Below are 17,097 nucleotides of genomic sequence, written 5' to 3' on the forward strand. Positions count from 1 at the left end.
GCATCTTTTGGTGCTTCCACAGATGAATTCGGAAGGGTGCAATGGACCGGGTACAGATCGTCCATGAGAATTTCCTGCGGCGTGTTGATGCGCAGGATTTTCCTGACGGGGGTGATGTCACCCCCGGTTTGGGTTTTGATGAAGCGACCGATCTGTTTCGGGCCCAGGTCCTGTCCCGTGCATTGGATCTGCAAAGCAGGGTGATGCAGAAGCAGGGTCAGGGTTTTTATACGATCGGTTCCAGCGGTCACGAGGGAATGGCGGCGATCGCTCATGCGCTGCGACCTGACGATATCGCATTTCTGCATTACAGAGACGCGGCCTTTCAGATCGCGCGGGCGGGTCAGGTCGACGGGCAGGATATGTTGCGCGACATGTTGTTGTCTTTCGCCTGTTCAGCCGAAGACCCAACCAGTGGCGGTCGGCACAAGGTGCTTGGCAGCCGGGCGCTGATGATCCCGCCGCAGACCTCGACCATTGCAAGCCATTTGCCCAAGGCAGTCGGTGCGGCTCACGCGATTGGTCTTGCCCGCCGCAATCCCCCCGAACACCGTATTCTGCCGCGTGACGGCATCGCGATGTGCAGCTTTGGCGATGCGTCAGCCAACCATTCGACGGCGCAAGGCGCGATCAACGCCGCATGTTGGACATCCGTTCAGGGCGTCCCGATGCCGCTGTTGTTTGTCTGCGAGGACAACGGCATCGGCATTTCGACCAAGACCCCCTTTGGCTGGATCAAGGCATCGATGTCTGCACGTCCCGGAATGGCCTATTTCGAAGCGGATGGTCTGGATCTCTTTGCGGCCTACGCCGCAGCCAAGGAAGCGGCTGATTTCGTCCGCACTCATCGCAAACCTGCTTTTCTGCATCTGCGTACCGTTCGCCTTTATGGCCATGCGGGGGCTGATGTTGCGACCTCTTATCTGCCCAAGGCCGAGGTCGAGGCGGATGAGGCGAATGATCCCTTGCTGCACAGCGCCCGTCTGCTGGCCGCAGCGGGTGCCTTGAGTGCCAAAGAAGCCTTGTCCATTTACACCCGGACGCTTGAACAAGTGGCGGAAGCCGCGCAAGATATCGTGACCCGCCCGCGTCTGAAGACCGCCCAAGACGTGATGGCCAGCATCGTTCCACCTGAACGGGCCTGTGCCCCGACGAACGGGCCAAGCGCGCAGGATCGGACGGACATGCTGGGGAATGAGATTGCCCAGATGGACAACCCGCAGCCTTTGTCCAAGATAATCAACTGGGCGCTTCACGATGTGATGCTGGCCCACCCCGAGACGTTGCTGATGGGCGAAGATGTCGGCCGCAAGGGGGGCGTCTACGGCGTGACCCAAAAGCTGCAATCGCGCTTTGGCCCCGCACGGGTGATCGATACGCTGCTGGACGAACAAAGCATTCTGGGCTTTGCCATCGGCGCGGCGCATAACGGTTTCATCCCGATGCCGGAAATCCAGTTCCTTGCCTATTTGCACAATGCCGAAGACCAACTGCGCGGCGAGGCGGCAACCTTGCCCTTCTTCAGCAACGGGCAATGGACCAACCCGATGGTGCTGCGTATTGCGGGTCTGGGATACCAGAAAGGGTTCGGCGGGCATTTCCACAATGACAACTCGCTGGCGGTTCTGCGCGATATCCCCGGGATCATCATTGCTTGCCCGTCGACTGGCGCAGATGCTGCGATGATGCTGCGCGAGGCGCATCGCCTTGCCCGCGAAGAGCAGCGTGTGGTGGTGTTCGTCGAGCCTATCGCGCTCTACCCGATGCGCGACTTGCTCGAGCCCGGCGATGGCGCTTGGATGACGACATATCCCGCACCTGACCGCAGGATTTCCCTGCAAGACATCGGCGTGCATGGCGACGGGGGCGACCTGGCGATCCTGACCTATGGCAACGGGCATTACCTCAGCAGGCAGGCGCAGGCCGATCTGTCGGGTCAAGGCATCGATGCGCGTGTGATTGACCTGCGCTGGCTGGCCCCCTTGGCCGAAGACGCGATCATCGACGCCATCGGGGACCGCCCGGTCTTGATCGTCGATGAATGCCGCCGCACGGGCGGGCAGGCCGAGGGGCTGATGGCCTTGCTGGCCGAGCGTGGGATTTCCCGCATCGCGCGGCTCACGGCCGAAGACAGCTTTATCGCCACAGGCCCTGCCTATGCTGCGACCTTGCCCTCACGCGAGGGCATCGTGGCCGCAGCATCGGATTTGCTGAACCCTAGCGTTTGACCGTTGGCGCGCCGCCCTCGAAGGCGTTGCCATTCACGTAATCGCAAGGGGCTTCCTGCATTTGCAGATGCAGGTAGCGCCCGTTGTACGGATGCGAACGCGCCAAAGCCTCGTCGACCTCGATCCCCAAACCCGGTGCCGTCGGTGCGGAAATATACCCGTCTTCCACCCGGATCGCCCCTTTGATCAGCTGATCATGAAACGGCGTTTCGATACATTCGCACATCAGGATATTGGGGATGGAAACGGCCAGATGGACATTCGCGGCCCACTCGACGGGTCCTGCATAAAGATGCGGTGCAATCTGCGCGTTATAGACTTCGGCCATGGCGGCGATCTTCTTGGTCTCCCAGATGCCGCCCGCCCGGCCCAGGGCAGGCTGCAAGATCGCAGCGGCACCGGCACGCAACACGGGTGCGAATTCCGCCTTCGTGGTCAGACGCTCTCCGGTCGCAATTGGAATGCGCACCGCCCTTGCGACGGCCGCCATCTGTTCCACGGCATCCGGCGGGATCGGCTCTTCGTACCAAAGCGGGCCGTAGGGCTCGATCGCCTGGCCCAAGCGGATGGCACCGGCCGTGGTGAACTGCCCATGGGTGCCAAACAGCAAATCGGCCTTGTCCCCGACAGCCGCACGGATGGCTTTGCAAAATGCGACCGACTGGCTGATATCGGTCATCGCAGGCATGTGCCCTCCGCGCATCGTGTAGGGGCCAGCGGGATCAAATTTGATCGCGGTAAACCCGCGCGCGACGCAATCGACCGCGGATTCGGCTGCCATTTCAGGCGACGTCCAAAAGGCACTGATGTCATGATGGGGCAAGGGATACAGATAGGTATAAGCGCGGACACGTTCGTTCATCCGCCCGCCCATCAGCGCATAGACCGGGCGGTCCCGATCCTTGCCCAGAATATCCCAACAGGCGATTTCAAGGCCTGAAAACGCGCCCATAACGGTCAAATCAGGACGTTGGGTAAACCCCGAGGAATAGACCCTGCGGAACATCAGCTCGATGTTCTCGGGGTTCTCGCCGTGCATATGACGGTCGAAAACATCGGCAATAACCGCACGCATCGCCTCCGGCCCGACAGAGGAAGCATAACACTCGCCCCAGCCCACGATGCCCGTGTCGGTCGTTACCTTGACCAATATCCAATAACGCCCGCCCCAGCCCGGAGCAGGCGGAGCCGTCACAATCACCTCAAGATCTTGTAATTTCATCGCACGTCCCTCTTTTCCAAATGGTTCAAAATCCCGGGGGTATGGGGGCTGGCCCCCATTCTACGGTTCGCATGGGGGGAGTCTCCCGTCTTCGGTCCCGCCGCTTGATGGCACCCGCCAGCGCAGGAAAACCGAAAGCGCCGCAAGCGTCAGCAGCATGGATAACAAAAACGGGGCCCCGGGAAAGTAGATCGCGCCTTGGGGCGCAGTGAACGCCGCAAAGGTTCCGGTCATCAGCAACGGCCCCACCACCATCGCAAGTGCTGATGCCGACGTCAGCACGCCTTGCAATTCCCCTTGGGCGTTCTGGGCGACCGCTTGCGACATGATCCCCTGCAAGGCGACAGGGATCACCCCGGCAAGCGCGGCCAAGGGCGTCAGTATCAGGATTGTCATGCTGGATGTGACGGTCGCAATCAGAAGATAGGTGCCGACGCTAAAGGCATAGCCGACCAGGACGGTGCCGCGTTCGCCAAAACACTTCAGGACTGGCCTGATCAGCACCCCCTGGACCAGCGCCATCGCAAGACCGAACAGCGCGAGCGACCCGCCGATCATCGCCGGGGACCAGTCGAACTGCGCCTTGCCAAAAAAGCTCCAGACTGACGGATAGACGGCAAAGGCAAGGTGATAGAGAAAATAAACCAGCAAAAGACGCCTGATGCCGGGCAAATCGCCCAGATGTCTGACCGCGCCGAACGGGTTGGCGCGTCTCAATGAAAGCGGGCGGCGGGTTTCGCGGCGGACGGTTTCCTTCAGCACAAACCAGCCAAAGGCAACGTTGCCGGTGGCCAGCGCCGCTGCGGCCCAAAACGGCGCGCGGGTCCCGAATTCTGCCAGAAATCCGCCGACAACGGGGCCCAGAACAAAGCCCGCTCCGAAACCGGCCCCGATCAACCCGAAGTGCGCGGACCGGTCTTCGGGGGCCGAGATGTCAGCCATATAGGCGCTTGCCGTGGCCCCGGTGGCAGCAGAAACCCCGCCCACGACACGGCCCAGCAACAGCAGCCAGATTGATCCGGCCACGGCCATCACCACATAATCCAACGCCATCACGGTCAAGGACATCAGCAATACCGGGCGGCGGCCAAAGCGGTCGGACAGGCTGCCGACCAGGGGGCTGAACAGGAACTGCATCACAGCGAAGGTCGTCGCCAGAACGCCGCCCCAAAGGGCTGCGCGCGACAGGTTCTTTCCTTGAACCTCAGCGATCAGATCGGGCATCACGGGGATGATCAGTCCAATGCCCATCGCGTCGATCATGACGGTCAGCACGATGAACACAACCGCCGGACGCATCCGGTCTAAAGCGCGTTCGCGCGTGTGATGAACGCCTCGGCGTCTTGGGGGGCATGGCCCATCTGGTGCATCGGGTCGAACAGGTCTTCAGGCAGGTCCGGATAATCGGCCCGTACCAGATCAGCCAAAGGCACCCGCTTATCTTGCGCATCGCGGCATAGCTGTTTGGTCACCTTCTGCGCTTCGGGGCGCGACATCGTCTCGGCCAATGCGAAACTCAGCGCCTCGGCGTGGATCAACCCAAGGCTTGCGGTCAACGCGTGGTGCATCTGTAGCGGATGGGGCGTCACACCGGCGACGAGGGTCTTGGCATGTTGAAGGGCCGCAGCAAGGCAAAGTGCCAGTTGCGGCACCGCCATCCATTCGGCGAACCATGCCGCGCCATCGCGCTGATGCTGATGGGCAGCGGCGGCTTGCAGGGCAGCCCTCTGGCCGGTGAACTGGTGGCCAAGGGCGATGATGGCCGACGGGCCAACGGGGTTTTGTTTTTGCGGCATGGTGGACGATGCGCCGGATGCCCCCAGGGCGATTTCCTCGATCCCCGTCATGGTCAGCCCGACCATGGACTGCCCGATATGCGACAGGGCAGCCATGACGCGACCTTGCCAATCGGCGATGCGCAGGATAGGGGCGCGGTCCACATGCCAGCTGCGTTTCGGGTCATTCAGGCCAAGCGCTTTTGCCAGCTGCGCCCGCGTTTCGGCAGCCTTCGGGCCCAAGGCCGATCCGGTACCGGCCGCCCCGGACAGGGACACAAACAGGGAAGAGGCGCGCAGGGCCTCAAGCTCTTCCACGGCATCACACAAGGGCATGCCCCATTCCGCCAGCGTCGCACCCCAACTGGTGGGGGTGGCGTGCTGCCCATAGGTGCGCGCGGGCAGGGGCAGGGTCTTGTGGTCCGTAGCCGCTGCCGCAAGCGATGCGATGATGGCGCGCAGATCGGCCTCGGCCAGGCCCAAGGCCTGACGCAGCCGCAGCATCAATGCGGTGTCGATGATGTCCTGGCTGGTGGCCCCCCAATGCACGTGCTGCGCAAATTCGGGGGCCTGCATTTCCGCGCGGAACTGCGCCAAAAGCCCCGGTACGCTGACCCCGTTTTCGCCCGTGGCCCTGGCAATCGCGCCGGGGTCGACCTGGATTTCCAGCGATGCACGGTGGATCGCGGCCGCGCTCATTTCCGGGATCACCCCAAGCGCGCCCTGCACCTTGGCCAGCGCCCCTTCAACCAGCAGCATCGCGCGGATAGCGGCGGTGTCTGAAAACAGGCGTCCGGCATCCCCCGTCGGGAAAAGTTGCGCATAAAGGGGGCTGTCGAAAACGCTGGCGGCCATGGCTTACCTCTTGAGGATCGTATCAATAATCTGCGCCAAACCCTTGGGGTCGGCGAAGAAAGGCGAATGTCCGGTGGACATCTCATAGACATCCGCGCTTGGCCAGTCCTTGGTCATTGTCACCTGATAGGCGGGTGGAATGGTCCGGTCGTCCATGCAGCGGATATAGCTGCGCCGCTTGGCGTCGGCGCGGGCAGTATCGGGCAAAGCGGCGGTGGTGGGGGCCACGGCCTGCGCGCACAGTTGCGGATTGGCGAACGCGGCAACGCCATCGGGGCAATCGTTGTAGAACAGCCCTTCGGTCATGGTCGGATCAAGGGTAAAGCTTTTGCCATCCTCTCGCAGCCGAACGGCTGGCATCAACGGCTGGCTGGGGGCCTGTTTGCGCATGTCCGCCAGCGACAGACCGGGGGCGGGAACATAGGCGCATAGATAAATCAGCTGCGCCATGGCATCGGGGTCTTTTTGTGCGGCAGCACTGATCGCAAAGCCGCCCATGGAATGCCCCAGCACAACCGTTTCAGGCGTCGATGCGGCCAGCACCGCATCGGCATAACTGTCCAGCGTGACGTCATTCACCGGCGTCTGATCTGCCCCGTGGCTGGGCAGGTCAATCGCGCGGGGACTGTGCCCAAGTGCAACAAGCGCAGGGATCAGATCGCGCCAACACCAGGCACCATGGCACGAGCCATGAACCAAAAGGATATCAGACATGCCCGACGCTTTTCAGGAAATCGGTCAGAACCTGCGCGTATTCTTCAGGGTTCTCGACGCAGGGCAGGTGGCCGGTCTTGCGGATCACATGGAACTTGGACCCCGGGATCAGATCAACGGTTTCGCGTACCAGGTCGGGCGGCGTCGATCCGTCTTCGGACCCGGCGATGCCTAGACAGGGCAGGCGGAGCGCGGCCGTCGGCGTATAGAAATCCGTGCCCGAAATCGCGGCAGAACATCCGGCATAGCCATTTCTTTCCTGACGGGTGACCATGTTGCGCCACAGCTCAAGCTCGGGCTTGGCGCGGAAATCGGCGGCAAACCAGCGTTCCATGATGGCGTCGGCAAGGCTTTCGATGCCGTCGTTCTGGACGGCCTTGATGCGATCCGCCCACATTTCGGGGGTGCCGATCTTGGCGGCGGTGTTGGACAGAACCATGGCGCGGATCAGGTCCAGACGCTTGGTCGCCAGCCCTTGGGCGATCATGCCGCCAATCGACAGGCCCACAAAGACGCAATCCTTGACCCCCAGAAAATCCATCAGCTTTTCGGTGTCCGTGACCAGCGACCCCATCGAATAGGGCGCAGGCGGGCAGGTGGACAGACCATGCCCGCGTTTATCGAACCGGATGATCCGCAACCCTTCGGGCAGCAGCGGCAGGATCGGATCCCACAGGCGCATGTCGGTGCCAAGCGAGTTGGCAAAGACCACGGGCGCGCCGTCATCGGGGCCATCCACACGGTAATGCAGGCGGACGTCGCCGGTATCAAAAAGCTTCATGGGGCAGGGTCCTTTTCGAGGTTATTTCAGGGTGGCAAGGGCGCGGGTGAACATGTCGGCATCCACATTCCCGCCGGATATCGTGACGATCACATCATCGCCTTCGATCTGGTCGCGCCGGAACAGGGCAGCGGCAAGGGCAATCGCGCCGCCGGGTTCCGCCACGACCTTGAGGCGGTTGAAGGCATGGGCCATGGCGCTTAGCGCTTCGTCATCGGTGGCGACTAACCCCAGCCCGCACAGCCGTTTCATGATCGGAAAGGTCAGGTCACCGGGTTGCGGCGTGACGATCGCATCGCAGATTGATCCGGTCAGCGCGGGATTGCGCGCGATGCTGCCCTGGGCCAGCGACCGCGCGACATCGTCAAACCCCTTCGGTTCTGCGGGACGGGCGCGCAGGCCTGGGGCGTCAGCCTCAAGTGCAAGCGCGATGCCCGAGGTCAGCCCGCCGCCACCGCAACACACGATCACGTCGGCGGATGTGATGCCCTGTTCCGCAGCTTGCTGCGCGATCTCGAGCCCCGTGGTGCCTTGGCCTGCGATCACCTGTGTATCGTCGAAAGGTTTGATCAGGGTCAATCCGCGTTCCGCTGCAAGGCGCGCACCGATGGCGTCGCGGTCTTCGGTCGCGCGGTCGTACAGCACCACCTCGGCCCCAAGGGCGCGGGTGTTTTCGATTTTCAAACGCGGGGCGTCAGCCGGCATGATAATGACCGACGGCACCCCGTGCAGCTTGGCGGCATAGGCCACGCCCTGGGCATGGTTCCCGCTGGAAAAGGCGATCACGCCCTTGGCGCGGGTGTCGGGATCAAGCGCCGATAGTGCCGACCAGCCGCCGCGAAACTTGAAACTGCCGGTGTGTTGCAGGCATTCGGGTTTCACCCAGACCCGGCGGCCTGCGATGTCGTCCAGAAACGGTGAATTCAACAGCGGCGTGCGGCGCACGTGCCCTTCAAGCCTGGCGGCGGCGGCGCGGATCATCTCGATGTTCATGACATTTCCTCGATCCATTTGTGCAACGCAGCGACGGCTTCGGGTTCATCCAGAAACGGGATGTGTCCGCGCCCGGGCACCCGGCCCACGATCATATCCGGGCGACGCCTTTCCATTTCTGCCAGGGTTTCTTCACTCAGCAGGTTGGAGTTCAGTCCCCGAATACAGGCGATCGGCAGCCCTGCAAGCGCATCGAAGAACGGCCAAAGATCGGGGGAAGGCGCGCTGAACGCCTTGGCGACCGCATCGCGCAGATGCTTGTCGTAGGTGATCGTCAGGCCGCTGTCGGTCTGGGTGTAATGCTTTACGGCTTCCTCCATCCAGCGGCTGTCGGGCACGCCTTCGAATTCGGGAAACACACGCGGCATGGCGGCTGCCGCTTCGGCGTGGGTCTTAGCGGCGGGGGTGCGGCCAATGTATTGCATGATGAAATCCAGCCCCTGCGGGTCGATGTATGGCCCTACATCGTTGAAGGCGACGCCCAGCAACCGGTCTTTGGCCCCCATCGCCAGCCCCATCGCGTTCAACCCCCCGCGCGAAGTGCCAAGGATCGCGACCTTGTCCAGCCCCAGATGGGCCAGCAGTTCCAACGCATCACGGCATTCGACGGGCGGGGAATAATGCGACCAGTCGGGGTCGAAATCCGATTGCCCGCGCCCGCGGTAGTCCATCTTGATCAGCCGGTTGCCTGCCAGATGCGGCGTGACATAATCGAAATCGGCGGTGGTGCGGGTCAGACCGGCAAGGCACAGGATCGGTAAACCCGCACCTTCGTCAGTGTAATACAGGTTCAGCCCGTCGGAGGATGTGAAATGTGGCATCAGGCACCTGCCAGCGCTGGAATTTCGGTAAGCTCTTGCAGCGTATGGACGGGCGTCCACGGCAGACGGTCGGTGGGGTCGCCGCTGCGGTTCACCCATGCCGTGGTAAAGCCATATCCCGTGGCCGCAGCGGCGTCCCAACCGTTTGACGACACGAACAGAACCTCGTCCTTGGCACATCCGAAATGCTGGCCGACCAGATCATAGACCCGCGCATCGGGCTTGAAGATTCCCACGCTTTCCACTGACAACAGCGCATCCAGACTGCCCCCGATACCGGCGGACGTCACGGCACCCTCCAACATCTCGGGCGACCCGTTGGACAAGATCGCAGTGTTCAACCCGGCCTCTTTCAAGCTGCGCAGCATTGTGGGAACCTCGGGGAACGCCTGCAATTCCCAATACAGCGCCAGCAGGCGCGCGCGCAGTGCGGGATCGCCGTCATGTCCGGTCTTCTCAAGCGCCCAGTCCAGGGCGTTTTGCGTGACTTCCCAGAAATCGGCATGGGCGTGCGTGACGGCGCGCAGCCAGGAATATCCCAACTGCTTTTGACGCCAGTGGTCGGCCACCTGCGGCCAGCTGTCCTTGAGGGCGGCGAAATCCGGCTCGCTGGCGGCTTGGCGCGCGGCGGCGGCCACGTCAAACAGCGTCCCGTAAGCGTCAAAGACGCAGGTGGTGATCGGCATGGAACCCTCCCAATGGTTGCTGAGGGACAGATTGTCACGGGCAGCGGCAACAGAAAAGGCCGAAAAACTTGCAAGACGGGGGTTTACGCCAGCGTGCTGGCTTGAAACACTGCGCCGCGAACCTTGGAGCACCCGCGCAGATACGTGGCCTCTTTTTATTTATTCCCGAACATACTGGAGATTCTCATGACGCAGGTTAAATCCGGCGATACCGTTGCAATTCATTATACCGGCACATTGCTGGACGGCAGCACCTTTGACAGCTCTGACGGCCGCGAGCCTCTGGAGTTTGTGGTCGGCTCCGGCCAGATCATTCCCGGCCTTGACGTGGCGCTGCCCGGCATGGAAGTCGGCGACAAGAAAGTCGTCAAGATTGGCAGCGAAGACGCCTATGGCCCGCTGAACCCGGAAATGCGCCAGGCCGTGCCACGCGAAGGCATCCCGGCCGATATCCCGCTTGAGATCGGTACGCAGTTGCAGATGCAAACGCCCGACGGCCAGGCCATGCCTGTCATGGTTGTCGAAGTAGACGACGCAACCGTGACGCTGGATGCCAACCACCCGCTGGCCGGCAAGGACCTTCAATTCGACATCGAGCTGATGAAAATCGCCTGATGCACCCAGCCAGTGCGGGGTTTCCCCGCGCTGGCCTACGGAAAATTCGAATTTTCCGAACCAGAGTTTTCGAAAACTCCGGCGACGTCCGACAAGAAAGCGCTCGAATAGCGCGGCGCGGCGCAGTAAGCAGCGTTCATGGACACTCAAAACACATTTGAAATCTTTCTTGTCGCCACACCGGGGCTCGAGGACATGCTGCTGGCCGAAGTCGTTGAAAAAGGCTTCGCCAATCCCACGCTATCGCCCGGTGGCATAGCGGTGCAGGGGGGCTGGTCCGAAGTCTGGCGCGCCAATCTGGAACTGCGCGGTGCCTCGCGTGTGTTGGCGCGGATCGGATCCTTCATGGCCTTCCATCTGGCGCAACTGGATAAACGCGCGCGCAAATTCCCGTGGGGCGATGTTTTGCGGGCCGATGTGCCCTTGCGTGTTCAGGTCACTACGAAATCATCCAAGATCTACCACGCCGGTGCCGCGACCCAGCGGATCGAGACCGCGTTGCGCGAAAGCCTGGGGGCTACACTCTCTCCCGACGCGGCGCTCGTCCTCAAGGTGCGCATCGACGACAACATGGTGACAATGAGCCTCGATACCTCGGGTGACTCCCTGCACAAGCGGGGCCACAAGGAAGCCGTCGGCAAAGCGCCGATGCGCGAAACGTTGGCGTCCATGCTGCTGCGGCAGGCGGGCTACACCGGCACAGAAACGGTCATCGACCCCATGTGCGGTTCGGGCACTTTCGTGATTGAGGCGGCAGAGATCGCCATGGGTCTGAACCCGGGCCGCTCGCGCAGTTTCGCGTTTGAAAGCCTCGCCAGTTTTGATGCGCAGGTGTGGGAAGAACTGCGCACCAAACCTCCACAGGCGACCGACCTGCGGTTTTACGGCTCGGACCGCGATGCCGGTGCCATCAGGATGAGCACGGCCAACGCCGAACGGGCAGGGGTCGCAGAAGCCGTGCATTTCGAAAACCACGCCGCGGGCGAGCTTACCCCGCCAGATGGCCCCCCCGGCCTTGTCATGGTAAACCCGCCTTACGGTGGTCGCATCGGCAATAAGAAACTACTCTACCCGCTCTACGGTACCTTGGGCCAAACGCTCCTGACCCGTTTCAAAGGATGGCGCGTCGGTCTTGTCACCTCAGAACCGCCCTTGGCAAAGGCCACAGGCCTGCCTTGGAAGCCGCAATGCCCTGCAATCGCCCACGGCGGCATGAAGGTCTGGTTCTACCAAACCCCGCCCTTGCGCTAAACTGACCTTCATTCTCTGGCTCTGAAATATCCCGGGGTCCGGGGCAGCGCCCCGGTCCGCGAGAAAAGTCAAAGATGCTCGGCCTGCGGCATGCCCAGCACATGGAAGCCGCCATCAACGCGAATAATCTCGCCCGTCGTGCAAGCCCCTGCATCCGACGCAAGATAAACCGCCGTCCCGCCCACAGCCTCAAGCGTCGCGTTGGCACGCATCGGCGCGTTCTGGTCCGTATGCTTGTAGGTCTTGCGGGCCCCGCCAATCGCGGCTCCGGCAAGGGTCTTCATCGGGCCGGGGCTGATCGCGTTGACGCGGATGCCTTCGGGGCCCAGATCATTCGCCAGATAGCGGGTCGCGGATTCCAGCGCCGCCTTGGCCACACCCATGACATTATAGTTGGGCACGACGCGGTTCGATCCCTGATAGGTCAGGGTGATCAAGGTGCCGCCATTATCCTTCATCAAAGGATACGCGCGACGGGCGATTTCGATGAACGAATACGCCGAGATATCGAGCGAATGTTTGAAATTCGCGCGTGAGGTGTTCAGGAAACGCCCCGTAAGTTCGGACTTGTCCGAAAATGCGATGGCATGGACCACGAAATCAATCGTGGGCCAACGCGCGCCAAGTTGATCGAATGCGGCATCCAGGGACGCATCATCGGTCACATCCACATCGACCATGAAATCCGACCCGACGCTTTCGGCCAGTGGTTTCAGGCGGGTGCCAAAGGCGTCGCCCTGATAGGTAAATGCCAGCTCCGCTCCGGCCTCGGCCATCGCTTTCGCGATGCCCCAGGCGATGGACCGTTCATTCGCGACACCCATGATCAGGCCGCGTTTTCCCTTAAGTAGATCTGACATCTGCTGCCCTTACTCTTTGAATTTGGAAAGGATCATCGACCCGTTGGTGCCGCCAAACCCGAATGAATTGGTCATCACGGAATCAAGCCCTGCGTCATCGACCCGCTCCAGCGCGATTTCGGACGGGTCCAGCTTGGGGTCCAGATCGACCACGTTGATGGATTTCGCGATAAAGTCATGCTTGAGCATCAGCAGGCAGAACACGGCCTCTAGGGCACCAGCGGCCCCTTGGGCATGGCCCGTCATGGATTTGGTCGAACTGACCGGCGGCGTTGTCCCCTGGCCAAAGACGCGGCGGACGGCTTCGATCTCGCCGACGTCGCCCACGGGGGTCGAGGTGCCGTGCGCGTTGATATAGCCGACCTTGCGGCCCTCGGGCAGCGATTGCAGCGCCAGGCGCATGGCCCGTTCGCCGCCTTCGCCCGACGGGGCGACCATGTCGTGACCGTCGGATGTCGCGGCATATCCGGTGACTTCGGCATAAATTGTGGCACCGCGCGCTTTGGCGTGTTCCAGTTCCTCAAGCACCAGCATGCCGCCGCCGCCCGAGATGACGAACCCGTCGCGGTTGGCGTCAAAGGCGCGGCTCGCGGTTTCGGGGGCGTCGTTATATTTGCTGCTCATCGCGCCCATGGCGTCGAACAGGCAGGACAATGTCCAATCCAGTTCTTCGCCGCCGCCGGCAAACATCACGTCCTGTTTGCCCATCATGATCTGTTCGGCTGCGTTGCCGATGCAGTGCAGCGATGTGGAACAGGCGCTTGTGATGGAATAGTTGATACCTTTGATCTTGAACGCCGTGCTCAGGTTGGCACTGACGGTCGAGGACATGCATTTCGGCACGGCGAACGGCCCGATCCGCTTGGTCGCGCCGGTGTCACGCACCACGTTATGCGCGGTGAACAGGGCCGAAGTAGACGGCCCGCCCGATCCTGCGACAAGGCCGGTACGCGGGTTGCTGATCTGCTCTTCGGTCAGGCCGGCATCGGCAATGGCTTGGGCCATCGCGATATAGGCATAGGCCGCACCGCTGCCCATGAACCGCAGGGCGCGTTTGTCGATGTGGTCTGCAACGTCGATCTTGAGCGTGCCCGCGACGCGGCTGCGAAAGCCGTGTTCGGTCATTTCGGGGCTGGCGACGATGCCGCTGGTCCCGGCCTTGAGCGATGCAAGCACTTCTTCAGCGTTGTTTCCGATGGATGAGACGATCCCCAACCCTGTGACGACGACGCGGCGCATGGGCAGCACTCCTTTGAAATTCCGGGGCTTCTGCCCTGTTTGCGGCACCGCCCCGACCCGTCAACAGGCCAAGGCAGCGCATTTATCTTCCGTTTGCCGCCAAAGGGGCGACAAATCAAGTCATCTGTCGGGTCAGCTTTCGCTCAGGGCGACCTTCATGTCCTTGACGATGTAGATCACTTCACCGTCGGCCTCGACGATGCCATCGGCGACGCCCATTGTCAGGCGGCGGGTCTGGATCGCCTTCGTGAAATCAATCTTGTAGGTCAGCATCTTGCGGTCGGGGCGGACCATGCCGGTCAATTTGACCTCTCCGACGCCCAAGGCATAGCCACGGCCCTGCCAGCCGCGCCAGCCCAGATTAAAGCCGGTCAGCTGCCACAGGCCGTCAAGGCCCAGACAGCCCGGCATGATCGGGTTGCCGGGAAAGTGGCAGTCAAAGAACCACAGGTCGGGCGTGATGTCGAATTCAGCCGTGATATGGCCTTTGCCATGGGCACCGCCATCGGCGGAAACGTCGGTGATCCGGTCCATCATCAGCATCGGCGGGGCAGGCAGCTGTGCATTGCCAGGGCCAAAAAGCTCGCCAGCGGCGCATTGCAACAAAGCTTCTTTGTCGAAACTGGTGGGATAATCGGCCATATGTTCGCGGCTCCTGCTCGGTGTGTTCAAGGTCGAGCGAGGTCTAGCATTGTGGCCACCATTCCTGCAAGGGTGCTGGCATGACGGGCGTTTGGGGTTTCCAATTGATAACCGTGCCGTTTGCGCTTTATATAAGGCAACTGAAGACAAAGAGTGTGTGATGACCCAAGCGATGCAACAGATCAGTTCCAAGTGGCTTTCCAGGGCGGGCCTGCGTCCCACGCGCCAGCGCATGACGCTTGCGCAGCTGTTGGTCGGGGATGGTCAGCACCGTCATGTCACCGCCGAAAGCCTGTTTGATGCTGCAAAAGGGCAGGGGGAGGCCGTGTCTCTGGCCACCGTCTACAACACGTTGCGCGCCTTTTGCGATGCGGGTCTGATGCAGGAAGTCACGGTTGACGGCTCGAAAAGCTATTTCGACACCAATACGCACGACCACCCCCATTTCTATTGGGAGGACGAGGCGCGCCTGTCTGATGCGCCCTCTGACCAACTGGTGATTGCGCAATTGCCCGACGCCCCCGAAGGGGCCGAGATCGCGTCGGTCGACGTGGTCATCCGCCTGCGCCGGAAAAGCTGAACCCCAAGGCAGGTGTCCCGCTAAACCGCTGGACCACCGCCGTGACGCTGCTTAGGCTGGGGATAATATCCCTTGCGCGAGCGTTCCAATGCACCCCCTGATTACCCAAGATCATATCGACAGCTACCAGCGTGACGGCGTTGTGCTGGTCAAAGGTCTGTTTGCCGACCATGTCGACACCCTGCGCGCAGGTGTTGCCCGCAACATGGAAACCCCCGGCCCCTATGCGTCGAACAATGACAAGGCAGGCGAGACGGGTCGGTTTTTCGACGACTACTGCAACTGGGACCGGATACCGGAGTTTTCCGAGGTGATCCACGGGTCTGCTGCCGCACGGGTGGCTGCCGATCTGATGCAAAGCCGGACGGTGCAGTTGTTTCACGACCATGTGCTGGTCAAGGAACCGGGCACGTCCATGGCGACGCCGTGGCATCAGGACGGACCGTACTATTTTGTCGAGGGGCAGCAAAACGTCAGCTTCTGGTCGCCGCTTGATCCGGTGACCGATGCGACGCTGCGCTGCGTGGCCGGATCACATCTATGGGAAAAACCGGTGCTGCCCACACGCTGGGTCAAGGGCGATGCCTTCTTTGATCCTGCCCCCTACATGCCGGTCCCTGATCCCGATGCCGAAGGGATGGATGTGCGGGAATGGCCGATGGAGCCGGGCGACGCCGTGGCCTTCAACTACGGCATTCTGCACGGTGCGCGTGGCAACCAATCTGCCGTGCGCCGCCGCGCTTTTTCGCTGCGGTTGCTGGGCGACGATGCGACCTACACGCAACGGCCCGGTCCTACGTCACCGCCATTTCCGGGGCATGACATGGTGCAGGGGCAAAAACTGCGGACCGACTGGTTTCCGATGTTGATTGGGTGAACGGTCGTTGTGCAGGACGAAGCTGCCGTTTGAAGCAGATCTTTTTGCCCGCGAGCCACGGAAGTTGCGACTGGGAAGTTAATCGAGATGACTCTATCGCTTTTCAATCTCAAAAGCGCTATGCTGCACCGCAGAAGGCTTTTTGGAGGCTTGGCATATGACCGGTCAAATCATCTGCGTGGCGCAGCAGAAGGGTGGCGCGGGCAAGACAACGCTTGTGTCCAATTTAGCAATCGCGTTTCTGGCAGAAGGAAAACGTGTTGCCCTGCTAGACACGGACCCCCAAGGCAGTCTTGGAAAATGGCTGGATATTCGCGAAGAAACGCTTGGGGTGAATGCAAACCTCAGGTTCTCTACAGCGACCGCCTACGGTATATCGCGTGCAATCCGAGAGGTCGGTGGTGAGGCCGATGTAATTCTGGTTGATACCCCGCCTAAAGCCGACAGTGATGTTCGCTGGGTCATGCGCGAGTCGAACATTGTGCTGGTGCCGGTCTCGGCCAGTCAGGCTGATGTCTGGGCAACACATGACCTTTTGGAATTGGCGGACCGGGCCGGGAAGCCAACGCATATTGTCATGAACCGTACCCGAGTTGGCACACGCGTCGGCGAACAAGTTGCCAAATCGGTGGCCGAACTTGAGGCAAAGCAGTTGCAGTCATCACTGGCAAACAGAGTGATCTATGCAGAAGCGCTAGGAAGCGGTCTGGGTGTGATAGAAGCGAAAAAGACCGGTTCCGCCTCGGATGAAGTGCGTGCGCTCGCTAAAGAGGTGTCTGCCATTCTGGATTTGTAAGTTGGCATGCGTAATCGCATTTTAACCGACGTGCCATCACGCCGGTGAGGGTGGGCGGCAACGTAGGATAAATTGAGAATTGCATCCGAGGGGACCGGCACAACATCGTCCGCTCAGGGCTTGAACCGGAGATTGAGCGCTGTCTTCATTATTCGACCTCAG

The 17,097-nt window shown here is 61.4% G+C and carries 17 protein-coding genes; 6 read left to right on the forward strand and 11 right to left on the reverse strand.

What is annotated here, in order from left to right:
* Nucleotides 1–41: 41 nt before the first annotated feature.
* Nucleotides 42–2,228, forward strand: a complete 2,187-nt coding sequence (locus RGAI101_RS16650; RefSeq protein WP_008227816.1) for a thiamine pyrophosphate-dependent enzyme — start codon at nt 42–44, stop codon at nt 2,226–2,228.
* Here the strand turns inward: RGAI101_RS16650 and RGAI101_RS16655 are convergent.
* From RGAI101_RS16655 to RGAI101_RS16690, 8 genes are read right to left on the reverse strand one after another with little or no spacing between them, the layout of a single operon-like run.
* Nucleotides 2,218–3,450, reverse strand: coding sequence for a mandelate racemase/muconate lactonizing enzyme family protein (locus RGAI101_RS16655; protein WP_008225014.1), 1,233 nt, complete (start codon nt 3,448–3,450; stop codon nt 2,218–2,220). The two genes, RGAI101_RS16650 and RGAI101_RS16655, sit on opposite strands and share 11 nt — an antisense overlap.
* A 60-nt stretch (nt 3,451–3,510) precedes the next feature.
* Nucleotides 3,511–4,749 carry a TCR/Tet family MFS transporter gene (locus tag RGAI101_RS16660; protein ID WP_008228737.1) on the reverse strand — a complete coding sequence of 413 codons (1,239 nt, stop codon included), beginning with the start codon at nt 4,747–4,749 and terminating at the stop codon, nt 3,511–3,513.
* Nucleotides 4,750–4,754: 5 nt separating this feature from the next.
* Complete coding sequence (locus RGAI101_RS16665; RefSeq protein WP_008225842.1) at nt 4,755–6,080, reverse strand: lyase family protein; 1,326 nt, start codon at nt 6,078–6,080, stop codon at nt 4,755–4,757.
* A gap of 3 nt (nt 6,081–6,083) precedes the next feature.
* The gene (locus RGAI101_RS16670) at nt 6,084–6,794 is read right to left on the reverse strand and encodes an alpha/beta fold hydrolase (protein ID WP_008229175.1); all 711 of its coding nucleotides are present in this window, start codon (nt 6,792–6,794) and stop codon (nt 6,084–6,086) included.
* Nucleotides 6,787–7,575, reverse strand: a complete 789-nt coding sequence (gene pcaD / locus RGAI101_RS16675; RefSeq protein ID WP_008229011.1) for a 3-oxoadipate enol-lactonase — start codon at nt 7,573–7,575, stop codon at nt 6,787–6,789. The genes RGAI101_RS16670 and pcaD overlap by 8 nt, the downstream gene beginning before the upstream one ends.
* Before the next feature lie 21 nt (nt 7,576–7,596).
* Nucleotides 7,597–8,568 (reverse strand): threonine ammonia-lyase, encoded by a 972-nt coding sequence (locus RGAI101_RS16680; protein ID WP_008228523.1) that lies wholly within the window; start codon nt 8,566–8,568, stop codon nt 7,597–7,599.
* Nucleotides 8,565–9,389 carry an alpha/beta fold hydrolase gene (locus tag RGAI101_RS16685; RefSeq protein ID WP_008225054.1) on the reverse strand — a complete coding sequence of 275 codons (825 nt, stop codon included), beginning with the start codon at nt 9,387–9,389 and terminating at the stop codon, nt 8,565–8,567. Before RGAI101_RS16685 ends, RGAI101_RS16680 begins: the two co-directional genes overlap by 4 nt.
* Complete coding sequence (locus tag RGAI101_RS16690; protein WP_037229740.1) at nt 9,389–10,075, reverse strand: haloacid dehalogenase type II; 687 nt, start codon at nt 10,073–10,075, stop codon at nt 9,389–9,391. The genes RGAI101_RS16685 and RGAI101_RS16690 overlap by 1 nt, the downstream gene beginning before the upstream one ends.
* Before the next feature lie 186 nt (nt 10,076–10,261).
* Between RGAI101_RS16690 and RGAI101_RS16695 the strand changes: the two genes are divergently transcribed.
* Nucleotides 10,262–10,690, forward strand: a complete 429-nt coding sequence (locus tag RGAI101_RS16695; RefSeq protein ID WP_008228536.1) for an FKBP-type peptidyl-prolyl cis-trans isomerase — start codon at nt 10,262–10,264, stop codon at nt 10,688–10,690.
* 138 nt (nt 10,691–10,828) lie between these two features.
* Nucleotides 10,829–11,941 carry a THUMP domain-containing class I SAM-dependent RNA methyltransferase gene (locus RGAI101_RS16700; protein WP_008224972.1) on the forward strand — a complete coding sequence of 371 codons (1,113 nt, stop codon included), beginning with the start codon at nt 10,829–10,831 and terminating at the stop codon, nt 11,939–11,941.
* Nucleotides 11,942–12,009: 68 nt separating this feature from the next.
* Here the strand turns inward: RGAI101_RS16700 and RGAI101_RS16705 are convergent, their stop codons facing one another.
* The 3 genes from RGAI101_RS16705 to fabA form a co-directional block, all read right to left on the reverse strand.
* On the reverse strand, nt 12,010–12,801 hold the full coding sequence (locus RGAI101_RS16705) for an enoyl-ACP reductase FabI (protein ID WP_008228585.1): 792 nt from the start codon (nt 12,799–12,801) through the stop codon (nt 12,010–12,012).
* Nucleotides 12,802–12,810: 9 nt separating this feature from the next.
* Nucleotides 12,811–14,040, reverse strand: a complete 1,230-nt coding sequence (gene fabB / locus RGAI101_RS16710) for a beta-ketoacyl-ACP synthase I (RefSeq protein WP_037228601.1) — start codon at nt 14,038–14,040, stop codon at nt 12,811–12,813.
* Between the two features lie 132 nt (nt 14,041–14,172).
* Nucleotides 14,173–14,682 carry a bifunctional 3-hydroxydecanoyl-ACP dehydratase/trans-2-decenoyl-ACP isomerase gene (fabA, locus tag RGAI101_RS16715; RefSeq protein ID WP_008226152.1) on the reverse strand — a complete coding sequence of 170 codons (510 nt, stop codon included), beginning with the start codon at nt 14,680–14,682 and terminating at the stop codon, nt 14,173–14,175.
* A 160-nt stretch (nt 14,683–14,842) separates the two neighbouring features.
* On the opposite strand from fabA, the gene irrA reads away from it, so the two are divergent.
* From irrA to parA, 3 genes are all read left to right on the forward strand, one after another.
* Nucleotides 14,843–15,262: an iron response transcriptional regulator IrrA gene (gene irrA, locus RGAI101_RS16720; protein WP_008228397.1), complete on the forward strand. Its 420-nt coding sequence runs from the start codon at nt 14,843–14,845 to the stop codon at nt 15,260–15,262.
* 88 nt (nt 15,263–15,350) lie between these two features.
* Nucleotides 15,351–16,139 (forward strand): phytanoyl-CoA dioxygenase family protein, encoded by a 789-nt coding sequence (locus RGAI101_RS16725; protein WP_008229369.1) that lies wholly within the window; start codon nt 15,351–15,353, stop codon nt 16,137–16,139.
* 157 nt (nt 16,140–16,296) lie between these two features.
* Nucleotides 16,297–16,935, forward strand: a complete 639-nt coding sequence (gene parA, locus RGAI101_RS16730) for a ParA family partition ATPase (RefSeq protein WP_008227899.1) — start codon at nt 16,297–16,299, stop codon at nt 16,933–16,935.
* The last annotated feature ends 162 nt before the right edge of the window (nt 16,936–17,097 follow it).

Source organism: Roseobacter sp. GAI101 (genome assembly GCF_000156335.1).
In the GTDB taxonomy this organism is placed as follows: domain Bacteria; phylum Pseudomonadota; class Alphaproteobacteria; order Rhodobacterales; family Rhodobacteraceae; genus Sulfitobacter.